Source organism: Serratia marcescens (assembly GCF_001902635.1).
GTDB lineage: Bacteria > Pseudomonadota > Gammaproteobacteria > Enterobacterales > Enterobacteriaceae > Serratia > Serratia marcescens_F.
In genome coordinates this window covers 1-15,674 of sequence record NZ_MJAO01000025.1, presented here as the reverse complement: position 1 = coordinate 15,674, position 15,674 = coordinate 1, and the positions used below count along the sequence as shown (strand labels likewise).

Sequence of the window (15,674 nt, the reverse complement as noted above, 5' to 3'; positions counted from 1 at the left end):
TGGAGATAACGCTTACTGTCTGATCAGGCGGCCGAGCGCCGGCGCCGTTTCGAAATCGCTGCGGAAGGGGTTGATGTCCAGGCCGCCACGGCGGGTGTAGCGCGCGAATACGCTGAGTTTCTCCGGGCGGCAGTGTTGCTTGATGTCGTTGAAAATGCGTTCGACGCACTGCTCGTGGAATTCGTTGTGCTGGCGGAAGGAGATTAGGTAGCGCAGCAGGCTTTCACGATCGATTTTGCGGCCTTCATAGCGGATCACGACGCTGCCCCAGTCCGGCTGGTTGGTGACCAGGCAGTTGGATTTCAGCAGGTTGGAAGAGAGCGTCTCCGCCACCAGATCCCCCCGATCGGCCGCGCCGCTCAGGTATTCCGGTTTGAAGGCGAAGTCGTCGACCGCGATATCCTGATCGTCGATATTGACGCCCGGCAGGCGATCGATCTGCACCGGGTAGCCTTCCAGCCCCGGATAGAGCGTGACGGTGACCGTGCCGTTGGCCGCCTGCGACAGATCTTTTTGCATGGCGGCGCTCACCTGTTCCACGCTGTCGAAGCGCGTTTGGTTGAAGCTGTTGAGATACAGCTTGAACGACTTGGATTCGATCAGGTTTGAAGAAGAGTGCGGGAAGGTAAATTCACCGATGCCCACCACCGGTTTGCCCTTGGCGTTGAGCCAGGAGAGCTCGAAGGCGGTCCACAGATCAAAGCCGCTGAACGGCAGCTGCCGCTCGTCCACGCCGATCAGATCGCGGCCGCGCGCGCGCGGTAAGGCTTCGAGCAATGCGGGAGCATATTGATCCGGATAATCGGAGTTCGCGCCAAGATGGGTGATCTTATCTTGCTTTTGGATATGCATATTCATTGCCTTTTGCTTGTTCGGTATTGATGTAGCGGTTAAACAGACTGCGGGTGGCGTAGATCGGCCCGACGCCCAGCAGGGCGTAGACCACCTTGATCAGGAACTGCGACAGGATCATGGTCTTGATGATGTCCCAGCTCAGCACGTTGTAGAATGCCAGCGTACAGAACACCACGCTGTCGATGGCCGAGGCCACCACGGTGCTGGTGATCACGCGCACGAAAAGGTAGCGGGAGTTGGTCAACTCTTTGATTTTGCAAAGCAGGTAGGAGTTGACGTTTTCGGAGATCAGATAGGCCGCGGAAGACGCCACCAACACCGCCATGATGCTGTGCACGATGCCGTTGTAGGTCTCGCTGTACTCCCACTGCGGAATGCTCGGCACCAGCGTCGTCACCCAAACGCCCAGCACGAAGGTCAGGTTGGCGATAAACGAGATGATGATGGTGCGCCTGGCCAGCCGCAATCCATAGAACTCGTTCAGAATGTCCACCAGAATGAAGGTGAGCGGGTAGATGAAGATCGCCGGTGGCGTGATGAGATTCAGCACCGGGATTTGGATCGGTTTGACGCCGCACAGGGTCGAGAAGATATAAATCACGCTGAGCGCTACGGTGATGATCAGATAGGCGTACCAGGAGCGTTCATGACGGTCGCTAAGCTCGTAGGCGGTTTTTTGCTGCTTGTCGCCATAGAGTTTGCGGTACAGCGCCTGCAGCTCATGCCGGCTCAGATCTTCTGATATTTCACTGTCGGCCAGTTCATTCAGCCCCATGGTAATGGTTTTTCCGGTGGCCAATACCATGACATTGGCCGCTATAGTGCCATGCCGGGTAAAGCCCAACAGCTTGAACTTCTGATTCGGTTCCATTTATAGCCTTTCTCCAACGATATAACCCAGGAATTGCACGGTGTCCTGAGGGAGTTTATCCATGCCTTCGCTTTCTTTGCCGTTAACCACAAAGAAGCCGCTTTTTCCCGAGTGATACAATAAAGGCGAATCGCAAATCAGTACCGGCGGACGTTTGATGATAATGACTTCGCCGGGAATAAATGACCCTTTAATTTCGGTCTCTATTTTCATTGCCAACATGTTTGACTCATCGCCGAAGAAATAAGTCAAAGGAAACTCTGTGACCAGCTGCCCGATCTTGCGTTGCGAGACGGCCAGATAGCGCGACTGTGGGATCACCGGAACGGCGGAAGGGTTCTTGTTGCCTTCGGTGGACAACGTTTCGTTGAGCCGCTCCAATTTTTCCAGATCGTAGTCTTCGATCTCTTCGCAGGAGACGCCGAAGAAATCGGAAATCCGGTTGACGGTGGATTGCTGGACGTTGTTCACCCGCCCGTCGAGGATTTTGTAGAGGGTGGTGCGCGTCAGGCCGCTGCGGTTGGAAAAGGAAGCCTTGGTTTCACCGCGGGTGCGCATCAGATATTCAATATTTTTAATGATGTTGATTTTGCGCTGTGCGTTGGTGGTTTTCATCGGCCGTCCTTACAATCATTACGCAGGCTTCACTATATCTTACGCATCGGCGTTGTCCAGATAAAAAGGGTGATAACGTTAGCTAACTGGCTGATTAATGATGGTAATTGCTGTCATTATCTTCGTGAATAAGCGGCGTGATGCCGGCGGTGTAGCATGTTTTATCTACGAGAATGATAAAGCGGTGCAAATCAATTGATTGGCTTTTGCTTATGGAAAAGTGAACACAAAAGTCGATTTTATGTTTACTTTTATGTTGACCAAAGCGGATTTTATGGGCTACTGTTCATGCAAGCTGAAGTTTTTTCTTTACGATCAAGACACTGAAGCCGCAGGTTATTTATAATAAAAAGCTCAGAAGGGCGGGCGTTCCCACACTCTGAGCATAATGGATAGCTTCTTGCTACCGACACCAGGGACCCTCTCACCACGGCCGTTTGTCAGCGCGATCGGCCCGTTTTCTGCATTGAATTCTGCCTATGTCCAAGTGAGCAACACTCCCCCGTCACCGGAGGAGTGGATTAGCGCCTGTGCGAAAATCAGAGCGATTTCTGCGAAGCCAACGGCTTTTGCGCGCGGCTGAAGGCCAGTTTGAGCACCCAGTAAAGCAGGCTGGCGGCGGCCAGAGAGTTGATGGTCGGTACGCCCCATTCGGTTGCCAGACCGACGGCTCCGCCGGCGATGCTGGCGACGATCGCCGCCCAGCCGATAGTCGGCGTTTCGTCCGGCAATCGGCCGGCGCGCCGGCTCTCATCCAGGATTTTGCGGTGGCTGCGCAGCAGGTAATAGTCCACCAGCATGATGCCGATAATCGGCGGGAATACCACGCCAAGCACCGTCAGGAAGTCGACGAAGCGGTCAAGAATACCCAGCACCGACAGTGTGGTGCCCAGAATGCCGATCACCAGCGTGGTGTAAGTGTACTTCAGCTTTTTACCGGTGATGCCCTCCACCGCGTTGACGATGCCCAGCGAAGAGGAGTACAGGTTGAGATCGTTGACGCGCAGGGTGGAAAACACCACCACCAGCAGGCCGGCACCGCCGGCTGCTTGCGACATGATAGTGACCACGTCCGCGGTGCCCAGCGTTTTGGCGATCAGGATCGCCAGGCCGTTCACCACGAATTCGCCGGCGACAATGGTGAAGATAGTCACGCCGAGCACGTGTTTGCCGTTTTTGGAGTAGCGGGTCAGATCGGGGGTCATCAGGCTGGCCACGATGGCGCCGCCGACGACGATGGTGATGCCGGCGCTGATGGTCAGCGGCTCACCCGGCGGTGCCAGCTGGATGATCTCCTGCAGGTTATGGCCGGAAAGCGCGGTCACCGAAATATAGGCCACCAGCATGATGAACATCGGCACCGCGATGCGGGCGGCGATGCGCAGTGCCTTGAAGCCGAACGCCACCAGGATGGTCAGCAGCGTGCCCGAGAGCCCGGCGGCCAGGCCAAAGCCCAGCTTATTGCCGAGTGCGAAGTCGAGCGATTTGGCGAAAATGGCGTTCTGAATGCCGAACCAGCCCAGCAGGCTGACGGCCACCACTACGCCGATCAGCACTGAACCCAGGCGGCCGAAGCCGCACCAGCGCGCCAGCAGGCTGCCGGAGATCCCTTCGCGCATGCCCGCCAACCCGAGGCCGTAGGTCACCACGCCGAAGATCAGGCTGCCGACGAAAATAGCGCTGAAGGCGTCAATCAGCGTCATGGAGTTGCCGAGTACGGCGCCGAGCATAAACTGGTCCAGCGCGGTCAACATGCCCATATGCACGATGGCCACGCTTAAAAACGACACTCTTTTATCCTGTGGCACCCGGGTGAGCGGATAATCTTCGATCTTTATCACGGTGAGGTCTTCCTTGCGGTTCAAATAAACTGAATGCCCTTGGTTATCAGGCGGTCGGGAATATAGTTATCCAGGTTGGCGCATTTGCAGTACTCCTCAAACTGCTGCTGGGTATGTACGTTGGCCTTCTGGTAAATGTTATAAATACGGTTTTCGATGGTCTTATTGCTGACGCTATAGATTTTAGCGATTTCCTTCACCGTAAATCTTTGCAGCATAAGGAAAATGACATCTAATTCAGCGCGGGTGAACAGCTCATTACTGACTTCGGTGGTCAAGATGCTGGGCTTTTGCTGGTTGATGTATTTCATCGGCGACAGACTATTCATCGGCTTGGCGTTCCAAATCACGCCAATCACCTGTTTGTCATCGTTGTAAACCGGCAGTTTTTCGCTGATAAACGGCGCCAGGCTGTCTTTGCCGTACCAATAGTGCGTTTCGATGACCGTGACCCGATCGCGCGCCGCTTCGGTCATTTTGTCATGCTCGATAAAGTCGGCGGCAGAGTCGGCCCAGTCGGCGGGGAACTCGTGGTCATATTTGCCGGCGACGTCGAAGTTCAGCGGCGTATTGGTATAAAGATAAGCGGCGCGGTTCATATAGAGGTGGCGGGACAGCTGGTCTTTGATGCCCCAGGGCTCGCTCAGGTGCTCCATCATGGTGATGAGGCCCTTAAAATAAGATTCATTATTTTTATGCGAGGAACCCATACCCACCTCTGATCCGCTCAGGCTGCGTTACAGGCTTTTAGCCAGGTAATGACGGGTGTGGCGATGCGCATAGTCGCCCAGCTCGCCGTAGACCCGGTAGCCCAGTTTCTCGTAGAAGCCTCTGGCCTGGAAATCGAAGGTGTCGACATAGGCCATGTGGCAACCGCGTTTGCGGGCTTCTTCTTCGGCCTGTTGCATCAGCTGGCGGCCGTAGCCGCTGTTGCGACATTGATCGCCGACCCACAGATACTGCACTTCCAGGCCGCCCCACCAGGTGCGTGCCACCAGGCCGCCGACGATCTGCTGGTTGTCGTCGGTGACGGTCAGGAACAGCGGGTGGATGTCTACTGGCTGGGTTTTATGGTTGTGCGCCCAAAGGTTGTCGATAACGAACTCTTCATCCTGCGGATTGGGTTTGTCGGTGATATTAATATTCATTTTTAATATAATTCCCTGATTTAATTATTCAAAACTGAATTAGGCACTTTTGCCTTAACAGGTTCTAATATCACTTTCGTTAATGTATTTCAAGGGTGGTTTTCACCCTTTTCCACCCGGTGAGAAGACGCTTATAGTGAGTGCAGCAGGGTTGAAGAAGAGTGAAACAGGCGGTATTCAAACGCTGAAATACCCTGCTTACACCATCTTTTCCTATTTGCGCCTCACCAGGGCCCCACCGGGAAAACTGCAGTAATGTATGGCTCCACCGGACAGAGCAAGCTGACTTGCCGACGGGGGAGCCGCTTTGTTTCTGCGTTGAACTGCCACAAGCTCGGTTACCGGGCATCTCTCAGGGCGAACCGGCCCTCGTCCGTCTCAGATATTAAACGGTATTCTCATCGGAAGATATGAACCGCAGGTGAAAATGCGGTCGATATTCTCTCTCGCTTACTCATCTCGCTGATGTTGTATCAGCCAATGCCGGCGTGGCGGCGGCATTGATGCGCAGAATTGGCATTTAACGCCATCTATACCGCATTGCGGCTGAGGACATATGCCGCGGATAGCCGTCAGAGCGGGCATTATGGCGGTGAAACGTGGCCGCAGTCAGGAAAATGAACCGCCAGTCGCTTTACACTGCAAATAGTAACTCTTTGTTATAATTGGTGTGTTATGAATGGGGTGTATTTAAATTAATTAGAAATGGTTATGATTTTATGGCGAGGTGGAACAGGGGAAATGTATGTAATTGCGCTGTTATCAAGGGGGTTTAGGGAAAAAAGCCCTATAAAATAGGGCAAAGACACACAACAACACCAGGGAAACTTTCCAACATCTTATATTATAGCTTCCTATACATATAGAACATTTTATTATAAATATGTAAGTGTTTCTTATTGATAAGCTAATAACATTTATTTTCAAAGGGTTATGCTGTTCGTGTAGAGGGTGTGTTTACGGGTGACATTGCTCAGATCGGCAAGAGGCGGGGTTACTGTCATCAGACCGGCATTTTTCCCTGGGCTTGGCGCACATCGTCGCTTTAGCCGTTGCTTGGCTTGCCTGTTCGCCCAGCCGTGAGCCCAGAGGGGGAGGGGTGGATGGACGCGAAAAGTCGGCCCTGCGGCAGATGCAAGTAAGGAAAATACCGACAGACAGTCTGCAAAACGGCAGCAGTGCCGGTAGCCGGTATTTCCCCTGTGGGGTGTGTTAGTACTGACAATGCGCCGCTTTATCTTTTCCAACGCTTGCACGGGTTCTACTGATGTTCAGCGTATTATCCACGGTCCTGGCGGGCTCCCGGCAAGCCCGCATTACTGCAGCGTCAACATCTTGCCAAGCAAGATATCTGTCGGCGGCAGGATATCCGTATCAAGCCCGGCCGATGGGGTAAAGGTCAGCTCGCCAAAAATGATTTGGCCTTGAGAGATGTAAAAATCAACGCGAACAAACTCAAAGGGCGCCGACAAGCGCGTGGCGTACTCGAACAGCTCATCGTATCCTTCTGGCTTCACGAAGGCGTCGATTTCCTCCTGGTTCAATGCCAGGCAGTCCTCGCTATAGCAAAGGAACTTGAAATCTTTGTCAAAGAAGTAATATTTCGGCGCCCCGGTATCTCTGCCGACGCACAGTAACGTGCAGTAAGGTACGCCACGGAAACAATAAATCTTATAGTCTTCAGGCCCGTGACCATTGGCCGACTCGATATACTTCTCCCCAATGATCTTTTTTTGTATTCCTTTGTAGTTGAGCTCTACATAGGTTTTCCAATAATCATCTTTCATCCAACCATCTATCAATTTGCTGGCGCTCTTGATATTCAGTAACTTTTTATTCTGACAAATCAGGTTATATCCGGAGCCGTGGTTTCCTTTGATCACAAACTTATCCGGCAATGTGTCCCACGGAATATCGTCTACAGAATCACAGGAAAAATACAATTCATTAAGGATCTCTTCGCATCCTTGATCTTTGATGTATTTTCTTACCGCATATTTATCTGCGCACTGCTTCACCAACGCATTGTGACTATAGCCATTCAACTTCAGGTGATTGATCTTTTCATTCCAGGTGGATGGCGCCTGTAAGTTTAACGGTTTGCCAAATGCCCTTTTGTAGATCAATCTGGCCTTGAATTCGGGGGCCAATACGGCCAGTTGATTCATAATAAACTTATTGATTTTTCTCTTCATATAAGTAATTCCATCATAGCGTAATGACAGTGATTCAGACCTTCTTGCATTTAAAATGTGGGGGACACGCTTTCACTGCGCCATTGAATTGCTGTCGGCGTTGTTCCCAGATCAAACGGTTTGTGGTCTAACGCCCGATTAAGAATGCGGGCAGATCGCCACGCCATCAGGCTCAACTGAGGATCGGCAATGCCGTGATTATGCATGCTGGCGTTCATTGCAAATAAGCAGTTCTCCGCGGGGCCTTCCCACTCAAATGTAAAGTCTGGGGCTATGCGGTATTCGCCGTCCGCAGTGGTCAGCAAACGGTGGGTTAAAGGTTCAAGGAACTCAGGTATCGCCGGCTGATAACCGGTGGCGAAGATCACCACGTCCGCTTTGAAGGCTTCCTGGCCGTGATCGAGATGATGACGCGTTTCGAGTTGGTAGGCGTTATCCAGCGTGTGTTTCACGGCCGTCAGCGAGCGGCTGGGCAGCAGGCGCACCCATAATTTCTCACGCAGTACGTCGAAACGATGATACATGGCGCGATAAATCGCCAGCAGCGACTCACTGGTGATGCCGTCTGAGGTCATCTTCTGTTCGGCCAGCATATGCCGTTTGGCTGCGCTATCCAACGAGTAAAAGCTCTCGACGTAATCGGGCGTGAAATATTCGTTGGCAAAGGCCGCTTCATCAAGCGCGTTGTAGTTGTTGCGGCGCGATATCCAGTCGAGCTGTGCCGGTTGCCCCCATTCCCCTTTAAAAATATTGAGGAACAGGTCTGCGCCGCTCTGGCCGCCGCCGACGATCGCCACGCGTTTGCCTGTCAGATCGGGGTTGCGCAGCATCATCTCACTGGCATGGAAACAGCGATCGCTTTGCGCCGTCACGCAATCCGGCAACTTTATTTTCTTACCAATACCGATGCTGACGTGCCTGGCGTGGAATACCGTATTCGAGGTGGTCACCACAAACTGGCGTTGCCGATCGTCAAATTCGACCCGCTGAACGTCTTGATTGAACGCCAACGAGCCCATCCCACTGGCGGCCCAAGTGAGGTAATCGGCAAACTCTTCACGCGATGCGGTACGCTGTTCCGTCGTCAGAAAACGGTAGAATTTTCTGTTTTTTACCAGATAGTTGAGAAAGCTGTAGCGATTGGTTGGGGCAACTGCGCTCACCAGATCTTTTAAAAAGTTGGTCTGCATGCTGCAATCCGCCAGGATCATGCCCGGGTGCCAGGAGAAATGAGGCTTGCGTTCGAGGAATTGCCCCGTAAATCCCTCTATTTCACTCCCTAAGGCCGCCAGGCTAAGATTAGACGGGCCAAGGCCAATACCGATGATATCCAAACGCTGATTCATTAATAAGCTCCAGTATAATGAGAATAATACCCAGAAATACGGCTGCATAGGGGTGGCTTATAGCAACCAGGCTGCCTTTTTCTTATAAGTAAGTTTTAATCACTACGTGTAATTAAAAGATGTGCGGGCTAAAAATACATCACTTTAAAATGCCCGTTTGGCGTTCGGTAGCACATAAGGTAAGGGCTACGGGTGTATTTCTTTCCATGAAAGTCCCTATGAAAGCTTGCGTGTGTTTTTAATTAATATTCCTAAGTAAAAATCCGATATGCCTGATTCATCACGACATGAAACGGTAACCCAGCAAGGGTACCAACCGTCTGGGTTTTGAACTGCTTTTCTGGTGTATGCGCCAGCCTGCGTTCGCTTTGCATTTCTGGGATCAGGTATTCGTTGCTTAGAATAGCCTTAAAATAGGCACTGGGAAGGTGAAATAACGTGATATTAGAAGTAAGACGGTTTTTGAAAATATGAAATCAGAAGTGAAATTATGAAATTTCTTTATTGATTATTATTTTTATTTAATTGGTTCAATGGGTTAGCTTTATCTTGTGACAGGTTTTGGTACCCGTTAACCAGGGGGGGGGCATGGCGTTATGAGCCTCATCTTTCCTTATTATTACCCTCAACAGTAAGATTTTACCTCCTTAGTTGCATAAACTTGTGGGTGTGGATTGTTCGCGTTAACTCCCGGGTTTACTGTTTGTTTAACTAATGCTGATAGAAGGCTGCCAGGGAAATTTGTGCCCACAACACGGCATATCTGCGGCATCGTGCGAGTGTGTCCAGGAGATTGTGCCTGTTTGATGATCGATTAACAGCAGGGCGCAATTCTCTGGTGTATATACATTAGTGTGCATGATACGTCCTCTTTATTTTGGGGCCGCCACGCTTTGCGGCCCGATGAATGATTGAAGAAGGCTACGCAGAGTTCTGTGCGCGAAGCCAGTCATCAAGAGTGAGCAATTCGGGTTGCCGGCTCCGCAGTCCGGCAATATCCGCGGTGTAACCCGATTCGCCGAACCATTCGAACATCCTGCGGGCATCGTAGGGGAGCAGTCGTAACAGGAGTCTGGGCATAGGGAATGGCAGGCCTGCTGACCAACCGTATTGGCGTAAGGTCGCCGCGATCTGTGGGCGGGTCAGTTCATCACCGGCTATTTCCTCCGCCTTGCCGATAAACTCATCGGGTTGTGAGAAAGCATTTTCAACCCACTTACCGATGTCAGCGGTCGCGATCATTTGTAATGTTTTCTCTTTGGGCAAATAGCTCCGCATTAACGCCATTAATACTGTGCGCATATTAGACTGGGCGAAGTTATCCATGAAAAATACGGGCCGTACAATGCTCGCCGGTAAGCCGATGCGGCGGATATGTTCTTCAACCTGCCATTTACTGTCGAAATGGGGCACGCGCGAACGGCGATCTGCTCCGCCCACGGAGGAGTAAATAAAGTGTTCGACTCCGGCAGCCCGTGCTGCGTCTGCCACCGCCTTGCCCTGACGTATTTCTATCTCTGCCCCTTGCTCGGAACCTTGCACGGAAAAAACGCCGTATGCTCCACTAAAAGCGGCATGCAGCGTTTCTCTTTGTTCGATGTCCGCCTTAATGACCTCTGGCTCTTGCCGATATGCCTTTGCACCCCCATTCCGGTGTGGCGACCGTTACCGTTCCTATCGAAGGGGGGTTGCGTTACAACGATCCGGATAACGGTACGGGAACCTTGGGCTACGGCGGGGTTGAATGGATGCGGGCCGGGGGCGGTGTCTGGCACGGCAAGGAGTTATCGCCTGCCGATGTTCCACGCATTACGGGTTTCCAGCTTTGGCTTGCGCTGCCTGCAGAGCTGGAAAACAGCCCCCCTGTCAGCCGTTATATTGAGACGGAGCATATTCCGCAGGTTGGCCCGGCTCGCGTCATTCTGGGCACTTATGAAGGGGTGAGCGCACCGGTGCCTGCACCGGCGGGAGTCAACTATTTGCTGGTGACGCTGGGGCCGGGTGAACGGTGGCGCTATCAGCCGCCTGCCGGGCACCGCGTTGGCTGGTTGGCGCTGGCTAAAGGCTCACTGGATGCCGATACCTCGATTGAAGAGGGTGAAATCGTCGTCTTCGAACCCGGCGAAGCGCCCATTAATGTCGTTAACTCTGGGGCTAAAGAGGCAACCTTCGTGTTGGGTTCAGCCATACCACATCCGTATCCGCTCCATTTGGGCAGTTACTCGGTACATACGTCAGCGGCGGCGCTTAAGGCGGGGGAGAGCCATATTGTTGAATTGTGGAAAAAATTAAAGCAAGAAGGGGATCGCCAAACTTCGTCGGGGACCATTCCTGTCTATCGCTAGTCTGGCCTTTCACCGCAGCTTGTTGTGGGTAATCAGTGCTGCCGAAAGCCCCCATCGTTGACCCAGCTCGTCCCGGTATATTGTGTTCTCTGCGAAGAGCACAATATTGCTCGTGAGAGGAACGGCAAGAGAGGAATGAAATCTATTGCGACTGACACGTCGAGATCTATCCGGCTGACAGGAGAAAAGAGATCCCCCATTCCCCTCGTTAGGACATAACACGTCAAAAATGGCTGGCTTGAATTTCCAGAGGCGTTTGCTACTATTACGCTCGCGCGGGACGACCTGTCGTGGCCTTATTATTACCCGGGACGACCCATAGCGTAAGGAATTTGAATATGGCATGGTTGTATCTGGTATTGGCAGGCGTATTTGAAGTCGTCTGGGCCACCGCAATGAAAGAATCCCACGGATTTACACGTCTGGTGCCTAGCGCCATCACGCTTTTCTTCATGTTACTCAGTTTTGGCTTATTGGCCTACGCCATGAAAACCTTACCGTTAGGTACGGCGTATACCATTTGGGTTGGCATCGGGGCCGTTGGCGCGTTCATTATCGGTATCACCATGTTTGGTGAGGCGTTGAACCTGGCCCGCGTAGTCGCTGCCGGCCTCATCCTCGCCGGCGTCGTGCTGTTGAAGATGGCAACGAAGTAATCACTTTTCCTGCACTAAGCGAGGGCGTGTCTTCGCCCTCGTCCATGATTAAAACATTCTTATAGTCACAACGCTTTTTTCAAAAATTTTGCATTTATCGCTAAGGGATAAATTTGCGTTTGAGTCGCTATTCAGAAGCAACATGGGTTTATCCCATATTCCCGCTGGCGATGAAGATAAACTTAAGTTTATGTCATTCTTTATTGATTGCCTCACGCATGAAAACCTGTCGACAATGCAGTGATAACGTTCAGATTGATAAAAGCAGAGGGGAGTCCGTACCCCAGAAAGCGAAAAACCCGCCATAGGCGGGTTCTTCTGAATATGGTGCCCGGACTCGGACAACCGGCGCTGGCGCCGTGTTGAACAGCGTTTTAGCGCTGGCCCGCAGGGTGAGGCCTTTGGCCGAATAATCGAACGCAGTTCGATGGAGAGTCCTGTCCCCAGAAAGCGAAAAACCCGCCATAGGCGGGTTCTTCTGAAAATGGTGCCCGGACTCGGAATGGATTTTGTTTTGTAATTGCATTGATTAGTATGGTTTTTATCTTGTTCCATAAATGTTGAGGCCCCCATTAAGGCCCCCTTCTGCAAAGCGTCAAAATTTGATGGTTGAACAGGAACTTTTACATCCATCTGAATGCTATTTGATGGCAAGGTGTAGTGATCTACTACGGAATCGCAGTGAGCACCATCCGTGTTTGAAGATGATACCATAATTTGGTTCCTTACTGTTTAGCGGGCAACGCCCCCGGATAGTGCCGGGCGATGATGTCATTCAGCTTATCGACCAGTTCTGGTCGTTTAAAGGTGATATGCGCCGTTCCCTTCTGAAAATACTTAATCACAAACATCTCATCCTCGTAACGATTGCTGTGCCTGTTCTCATGGATATGGTCTCCCAGGCGACGGGTAACGTCAGCACGGTTGTCGGGAACAGGTTTTCCATCAAGAAGCATCAGCATGCGCTCAAGGTCAGCCAGGCGATCACGCTGCCAGCCCCAGTTCAGACCAAACCCCCACCGGTCATATTTGACCAGCCCTGTCACGATGATTTTCCCGCCAAACCTACAGGGGCTGTTTGTCTTAAAATTCCAGCTCAGACCCTTAAACACGTTAACCACGCCACGTTCGAAGACTTCACCTTTATTCAGATGTAATTGTTTAAAAGTGCTAAGGATATTTTCTTCACTGATAGCAGGAATATCGTCTTTCTCCAGGCTGTTGTACCACTCGTCGCGGGCCTGTGCGTCCATGAGCGCCAGCATTCCAGACTTATTCATCAGGTCTTTCCAGATGCTGCGATCGATGTTGCGGGTAATGGCCTTCATCGCTGTTTCAGGTTTCTCCATCAGCCAGCAGTCGTAACGGTATTGCCGTACTCCCCATTCATTTGCTTTACCACCGCCGATGTTGCTGGTCAGCGTCGAGATATCGTCGAGTTGCTGTATCAGCGTTTCAATTTGCGCCAGCGCCGCGTTGCGTCCGGTGACGATACGTTCAATGCTGGTCGAGCAAATTACATCGGTATGGTCGATTAACACTTCGGATTCGGTGAGAGTCAGTTCTGACATGTTTATTTCCTTATATAAAGCAAAACGCCAGTTGGTGAGGGCTGGCGCTTATGCGTAGGGTGAATATCGGGCTGTGATTATTCTGACCGGATGTGTTGCAGAGGCTGAATATGTCGGAATGAGAGCCTACCAGTCGAAAGTGGCAAAACCGGGTAACAGGTCGCCTGCTGCATCCAGATGCAGAATATCGATCCCGTAACGTCGTATCAGCGTGGTCACTAACCGACGGCAGTCTTTTGAAAGCCCCATTCGCTTCAGTTCCAGCACCGGGTATAAGCGAGCGCTAAGTCTGAGCAGGCAACCGTAACCGGTGTACAGTATCCAGTCGCCGTTGCCGCCGTCGTGGCGTTGAAGAGCGGCCAGGTCGAGGATAGCGTTATCTTCACAGGTAATATGCGCGGTACTGCACTGGATCCCGCTCAGGCGGGTGACAGGTGGTAGCGGATCTTCAACAATCAGCTTCCCGGGGGTATCAGCAATACGAAGTGAATAGCCGTTGTCACAGACCACATTGATCAGGTCGGCCAGCTCAATGCCGTCAATATCTATGGCGATCCGGCCCATATTGAGGGCCAGTACGTTGATGGTGTCGGCTTCCACCGTCAGGGACAGCTTCATTGTTGTTCCTTTCTGTATTTGCCGGTAATGAGATCTGTCACAGGTCTGTAGCCATAACGGGTCAACAGCCCGGTCGCCTTCCGGGCACGGAGGATATCAATACTGCCGATAAGCGGTGACTGTGTTTCTGCGCTGAAGCCGCGTCTGTCAGTACGGACAAGGTCGTACTTTTCCACGATAAAGTTCACCGCGTCGCACAGTGATACTCCGGCGTCGATATGCTCCTGAATCACGCTATCGTTGCCAAACGGCGTATCGTTCAGCGTCAGACCGTAGTGCTGGTCCAGCAGGTGACTCAGGAGCTGCTGCCAGATCTCCACGGGAGACGGGCGTGGTGAGGCCTCCCGGGTTGAGGATAGTGGTTGGGTTTGCATAGCTGGATCTCTTTGTTGATGGGTAAAAACAAGGATAAGGAGTAAGAAACTTTACGCGGTTGTTGCGGGTGTCGGATAAATAGCCAGGTACACGTACCCATGCGACCCCAGTGTATCTGATTCACAGGTCAGCCCTTTTGCATACAGCGTGACGCAGTGCTGATGGCGGGGATTGAGTTCACCGGAAACCAGCATCAATTCAAGCTGTTTCAAAAGCAGCGGAAACGCCTGATCAAGATAGCGTAAATCCGTGTCGCTGAACGTGCCGGCGACGCTGGCGCGGTCGGCGAGATAGTGCAGCCGGTTGCCTTCCTGCACCAATCGTGCACCAAAACACGGTGTGATATCGCGATGCAGGCCCCAGCGCGGTACGTCCATATTGTCATCTGTGGTGGGAATATCTGGCATGATTAGCCTCGTTAAAAGTGAATTAAGAAACGTTGTTTAATGGACATCAGGTCAGCCGAAGCGCTGACCTGATCCGGTGAAGGTGTATTCATTGTCGATGATGTCTTCATCAATGAGGGTGGGGGAGGTCTGCCAGCTGTGTTCGCTTTCCAACCAGTCGTATAGCCAGCGGGCCAGATCCCGGAGGGCTTCGCTTATAGCCACCTCACTGTCTGAGGTCATGTCCTGCCCGGAGGGGCTGTGGCGTTCGACCGCGATTGCCATGCAGGATTCATGGATATGCTGACCGTTATGACGGATTTTGGCGCGAAGTTCGCCGCTGTTGTGTAGCTGGACGGCCTGCAGTGAATCGGTAATCCGGTGAAGGTCAGCGTCTTCAGGAAAGTGTTCCCTGATCTGATATACCGCCTGCGGCTGGTAAGCATAGCCCCCCTCGAAAACAGCGCCGCTTCCCTGATGGCAAAAACCGCTGAACCAGATGCAGTGGTGCTGTCGGCTGCCGCCTGACAGGAGAGGAACCCGGTACAGCTTAATATCTACGCCCAGGATGCTGCAGATGCCGGTAAACTCGTCAAACACATTCTGATACCAGTCATCGTTCAGCGCATGCTCACGATACCAGCTACGGGCATTCTCCCTGGCGGATTCAGATAGTTCATCCAGCGTATAAACGGTGGTGGAGATAATTTGGCTCATCTGTTATTCCTTACTCAGTTCAGCGTGACGCTGCGCAGGACGACATACGGGCCGTTGCGGTCCTGACGGCGCTCCGCGAAGACGGCCAGCACACCGCTGACATCCTGTACCTCCCGCCCTGCGTAGTGGCAGATA

The 15,674-nt window shown here is 52.2% G+C and carries 18 protein-coding genes; 2 read left to right on the top strand and 16 right to left on the bottom strand.

Going from position 1 to position 15,674, the window contains the following annotated elements; genetic code table 11:
- Window positions 1–12: 12 nt before the first annotated feature.
- The 9 genes from queF to BHU62_RS20400 form a co-directional block, all read right to left on the bottom strand.
- Window positions 13–852 (bottom strand): NADPH-dependent 7-cyano-7-deazaguanine reductase QueF, encoded by an 840-nt coding sequence (gene queF, locus BHU62_RS20440; protein ID WP_073534057.1) that lies wholly within the window; start codon window positions 850–852, stop codon window positions 13–15.
- Entirely contained in the window at window positions 830–1,726 is an 897-nt protein-coding gene (locus BHU62_RS20435; protein ID WP_073534054.1) for a queuosine precursor transporter, read from the bottom strand. The genes queF and BHU62_RS20435 overlap by 23 nt, the downstream gene beginning before the upstream one ends.
- Window positions 1,727–2,341, bottom strand: a complete 615-nt coding sequence (locus BHU62_RS20430) for a helix-turn-helix domain-containing protein (RefSeq protein WP_073534050.1) — start codon at window positions 2,339–2,341, stop codon at window positions 1,727–1,729.
- 539 nt (window positions 2,342–2,880) lie between these two features.
- Complete coding sequence (locus BHU62_RS20425; protein WP_073534136.1) at window positions 2,881–4,182, bottom strand: cytosine permease; 1,302 nt, start codon at window positions 4,180–4,182, stop codon at window positions 2,881–2,883.
- 20 nt (window positions 4,183–4,202) lie between these two features.
- Window positions 4,203–4,892: a helix-turn-helix transcriptional regulator gene (locus BHU62_RS20420; RefSeq protein WP_073534047.1), complete on the bottom strand. Its 690-nt coding sequence runs from the start codon at window positions 4,890–4,892 to the stop codon at window positions 4,203–4,205.
- A 27-nt stretch (window positions 4,893–4,919) separates the two neighbouring features.
- Window positions 4,920–5,330, bottom strand: coding sequence for a GNAT family N-acetyltransferase (locus tag BHU62_RS20415; protein ID WP_073534045.1), 411 nt, complete (start codon window positions 5,328–5,330; stop codon window positions 4,920–4,922).
- Between the two features lie 1,316 nt (window positions 5,331–6,646).
- Window positions 6,647–7,525: an ATP-grasp fold amidoligase family protein gene (locus BHU62_RS20410; protein ID WP_073534042.1), complete on the bottom strand. Its 879-nt coding sequence runs from the start codon at window positions 7,523–7,525 to the stop codon at window positions 6,647–6,649.
- A 50-nt stretch (window positions 7,526–7,575) separates the two neighbouring features.
- Window positions 7,576–8,871, bottom strand: a complete 1,296-nt coding sequence (locus BHU62_RS20405; RefSeq protein ID WP_073534039.1) for a lysine N(6)-hydroxylase/L-ornithine N(5)-oxygenase family protein — start codon at window positions 8,869–8,871, stop codon at window positions 7,576–7,578.
- A gap of 921 nt (window positions 8,872–9,792) precedes the next feature.
- Window positions 9,793–10,482: an NmrA family NAD(P)-binding protein gene (locus BHU62_RS20400; RefSeq protein ID WP_078062090.1), complete on the bottom strand. Its 690-nt coding sequence runs from the start codon at window positions 10,480–10,482 to the stop codon at window positions 9,793–9,795.
- A gap of 20 nt (window positions 10,483–10,502) precedes the next feature.
- On the opposite strand from BHU62_RS20400, the gene BHU62_RS20395 reads away from it, so the two are divergent.
- On the top strand, window positions 10,503–11,216 hold the full coding sequence (locus BHU62_RS20395) for a pirin family protein (protein WP_073534032.1): 714 nt from the start codon (window positions 10,503–10,505) through the stop codon (window positions 11,214–11,216).
- A 338-nt stretch (window positions 11,217–11,554) separates the two neighbouring features.
- A complete protein-coding gene (gene sugE, locus BHU62_RS20390; RefSeq protein WP_073534030.1) occupies window positions 11,555–11,872 on the top strand; it encodes a quaternary ammonium compound efflux SMR transporter SugE in 318 nt (105 codons plus the stop codon).
- A 48-nt stretch (window positions 11,873–11,920) separates the two neighbouring features.
- Here the strand turns inward: sugE and BHU62_RS25070 are convergent, their stop codons facing one another.
- From BHU62_RS25070 to BHU62_RS20360, 7 genes are all read right to left on the bottom strand, one after another.
- Window positions 11,921–12,586 (bottom strand): hypothetical protein, encoded by a 666-nt coding sequence (locus BHU62_RS25070; protein ID WP_139282308.1) that lies wholly within the window; start codon window positions 12,584–12,586, stop codon window positions 11,921–11,923.
- Between the two features lie 11 nt (window positions 12,587–12,597).
- Window positions 12,598–13,443, bottom strand: coding sequence for a DUF4942 domain-containing protein (locus BHU62_RS20385; protein ID WP_073534028.1), 846 nt, complete (start codon window positions 13,441–13,443; stop codon window positions 12,598–12,600).
- Between the two features lie 126 nt (window positions 13,444–13,569).
- The gene (locus tag BHU62_RS20380) at window positions 13,570–14,061 is read right to left on the bottom strand and encodes a DUF5983 family protein (RefSeq protein ID WP_073534024.1); all 492 of its coding nucleotides are present in this window, start codon (window positions 14,059–14,061) and stop codon (window positions 13,570–13,572) included.
- A complete protein-coding gene (locus BHU62_RS20375; protein WP_073534020.1) occupies window positions 14,058–14,435 on the bottom strand; it encodes a TA system toxin CbtA family protein in 378 nt (125 codons plus the stop codon). The genes BHU62_RS20380 and BHU62_RS20375 overlap by 4 nt, the downstream gene beginning before the upstream one ends.
- A gap of 51 nt (window positions 14,436–14,486) precedes the next feature.
- Window positions 14,487–14,843 carry a type IV toxin-antitoxin system YeeU family antitoxin gene (locus tag BHU62_RS20370; protein WP_073534017.1) on the bottom strand — a complete coding sequence of 119 codons (357 nt, stop codon included), beginning with the start codon at window positions 14,841–14,843 and terminating at the stop codon, window positions 14,487–14,489.
- A gap of 51 nt (window positions 14,844–14,894) precedes the next feature.
- Entirely contained in the window at window positions 14,895–15,539 is a 645-nt protein-coding gene (locus BHU62_RS20365) for an antitoxin of toxin-antitoxin stability system (RefSeq protein ID WP_073534015.1), read from the bottom strand.
- Between the two features lie 14 nt (window positions 15,540–15,553).
- On the bottom strand, window positions 15,554–15,674 hold a 121-nt coding region (locus BHU62_RS20360), incomplete at its 5' end, for a DUF987 family protein (protein ID WP_139282307.1).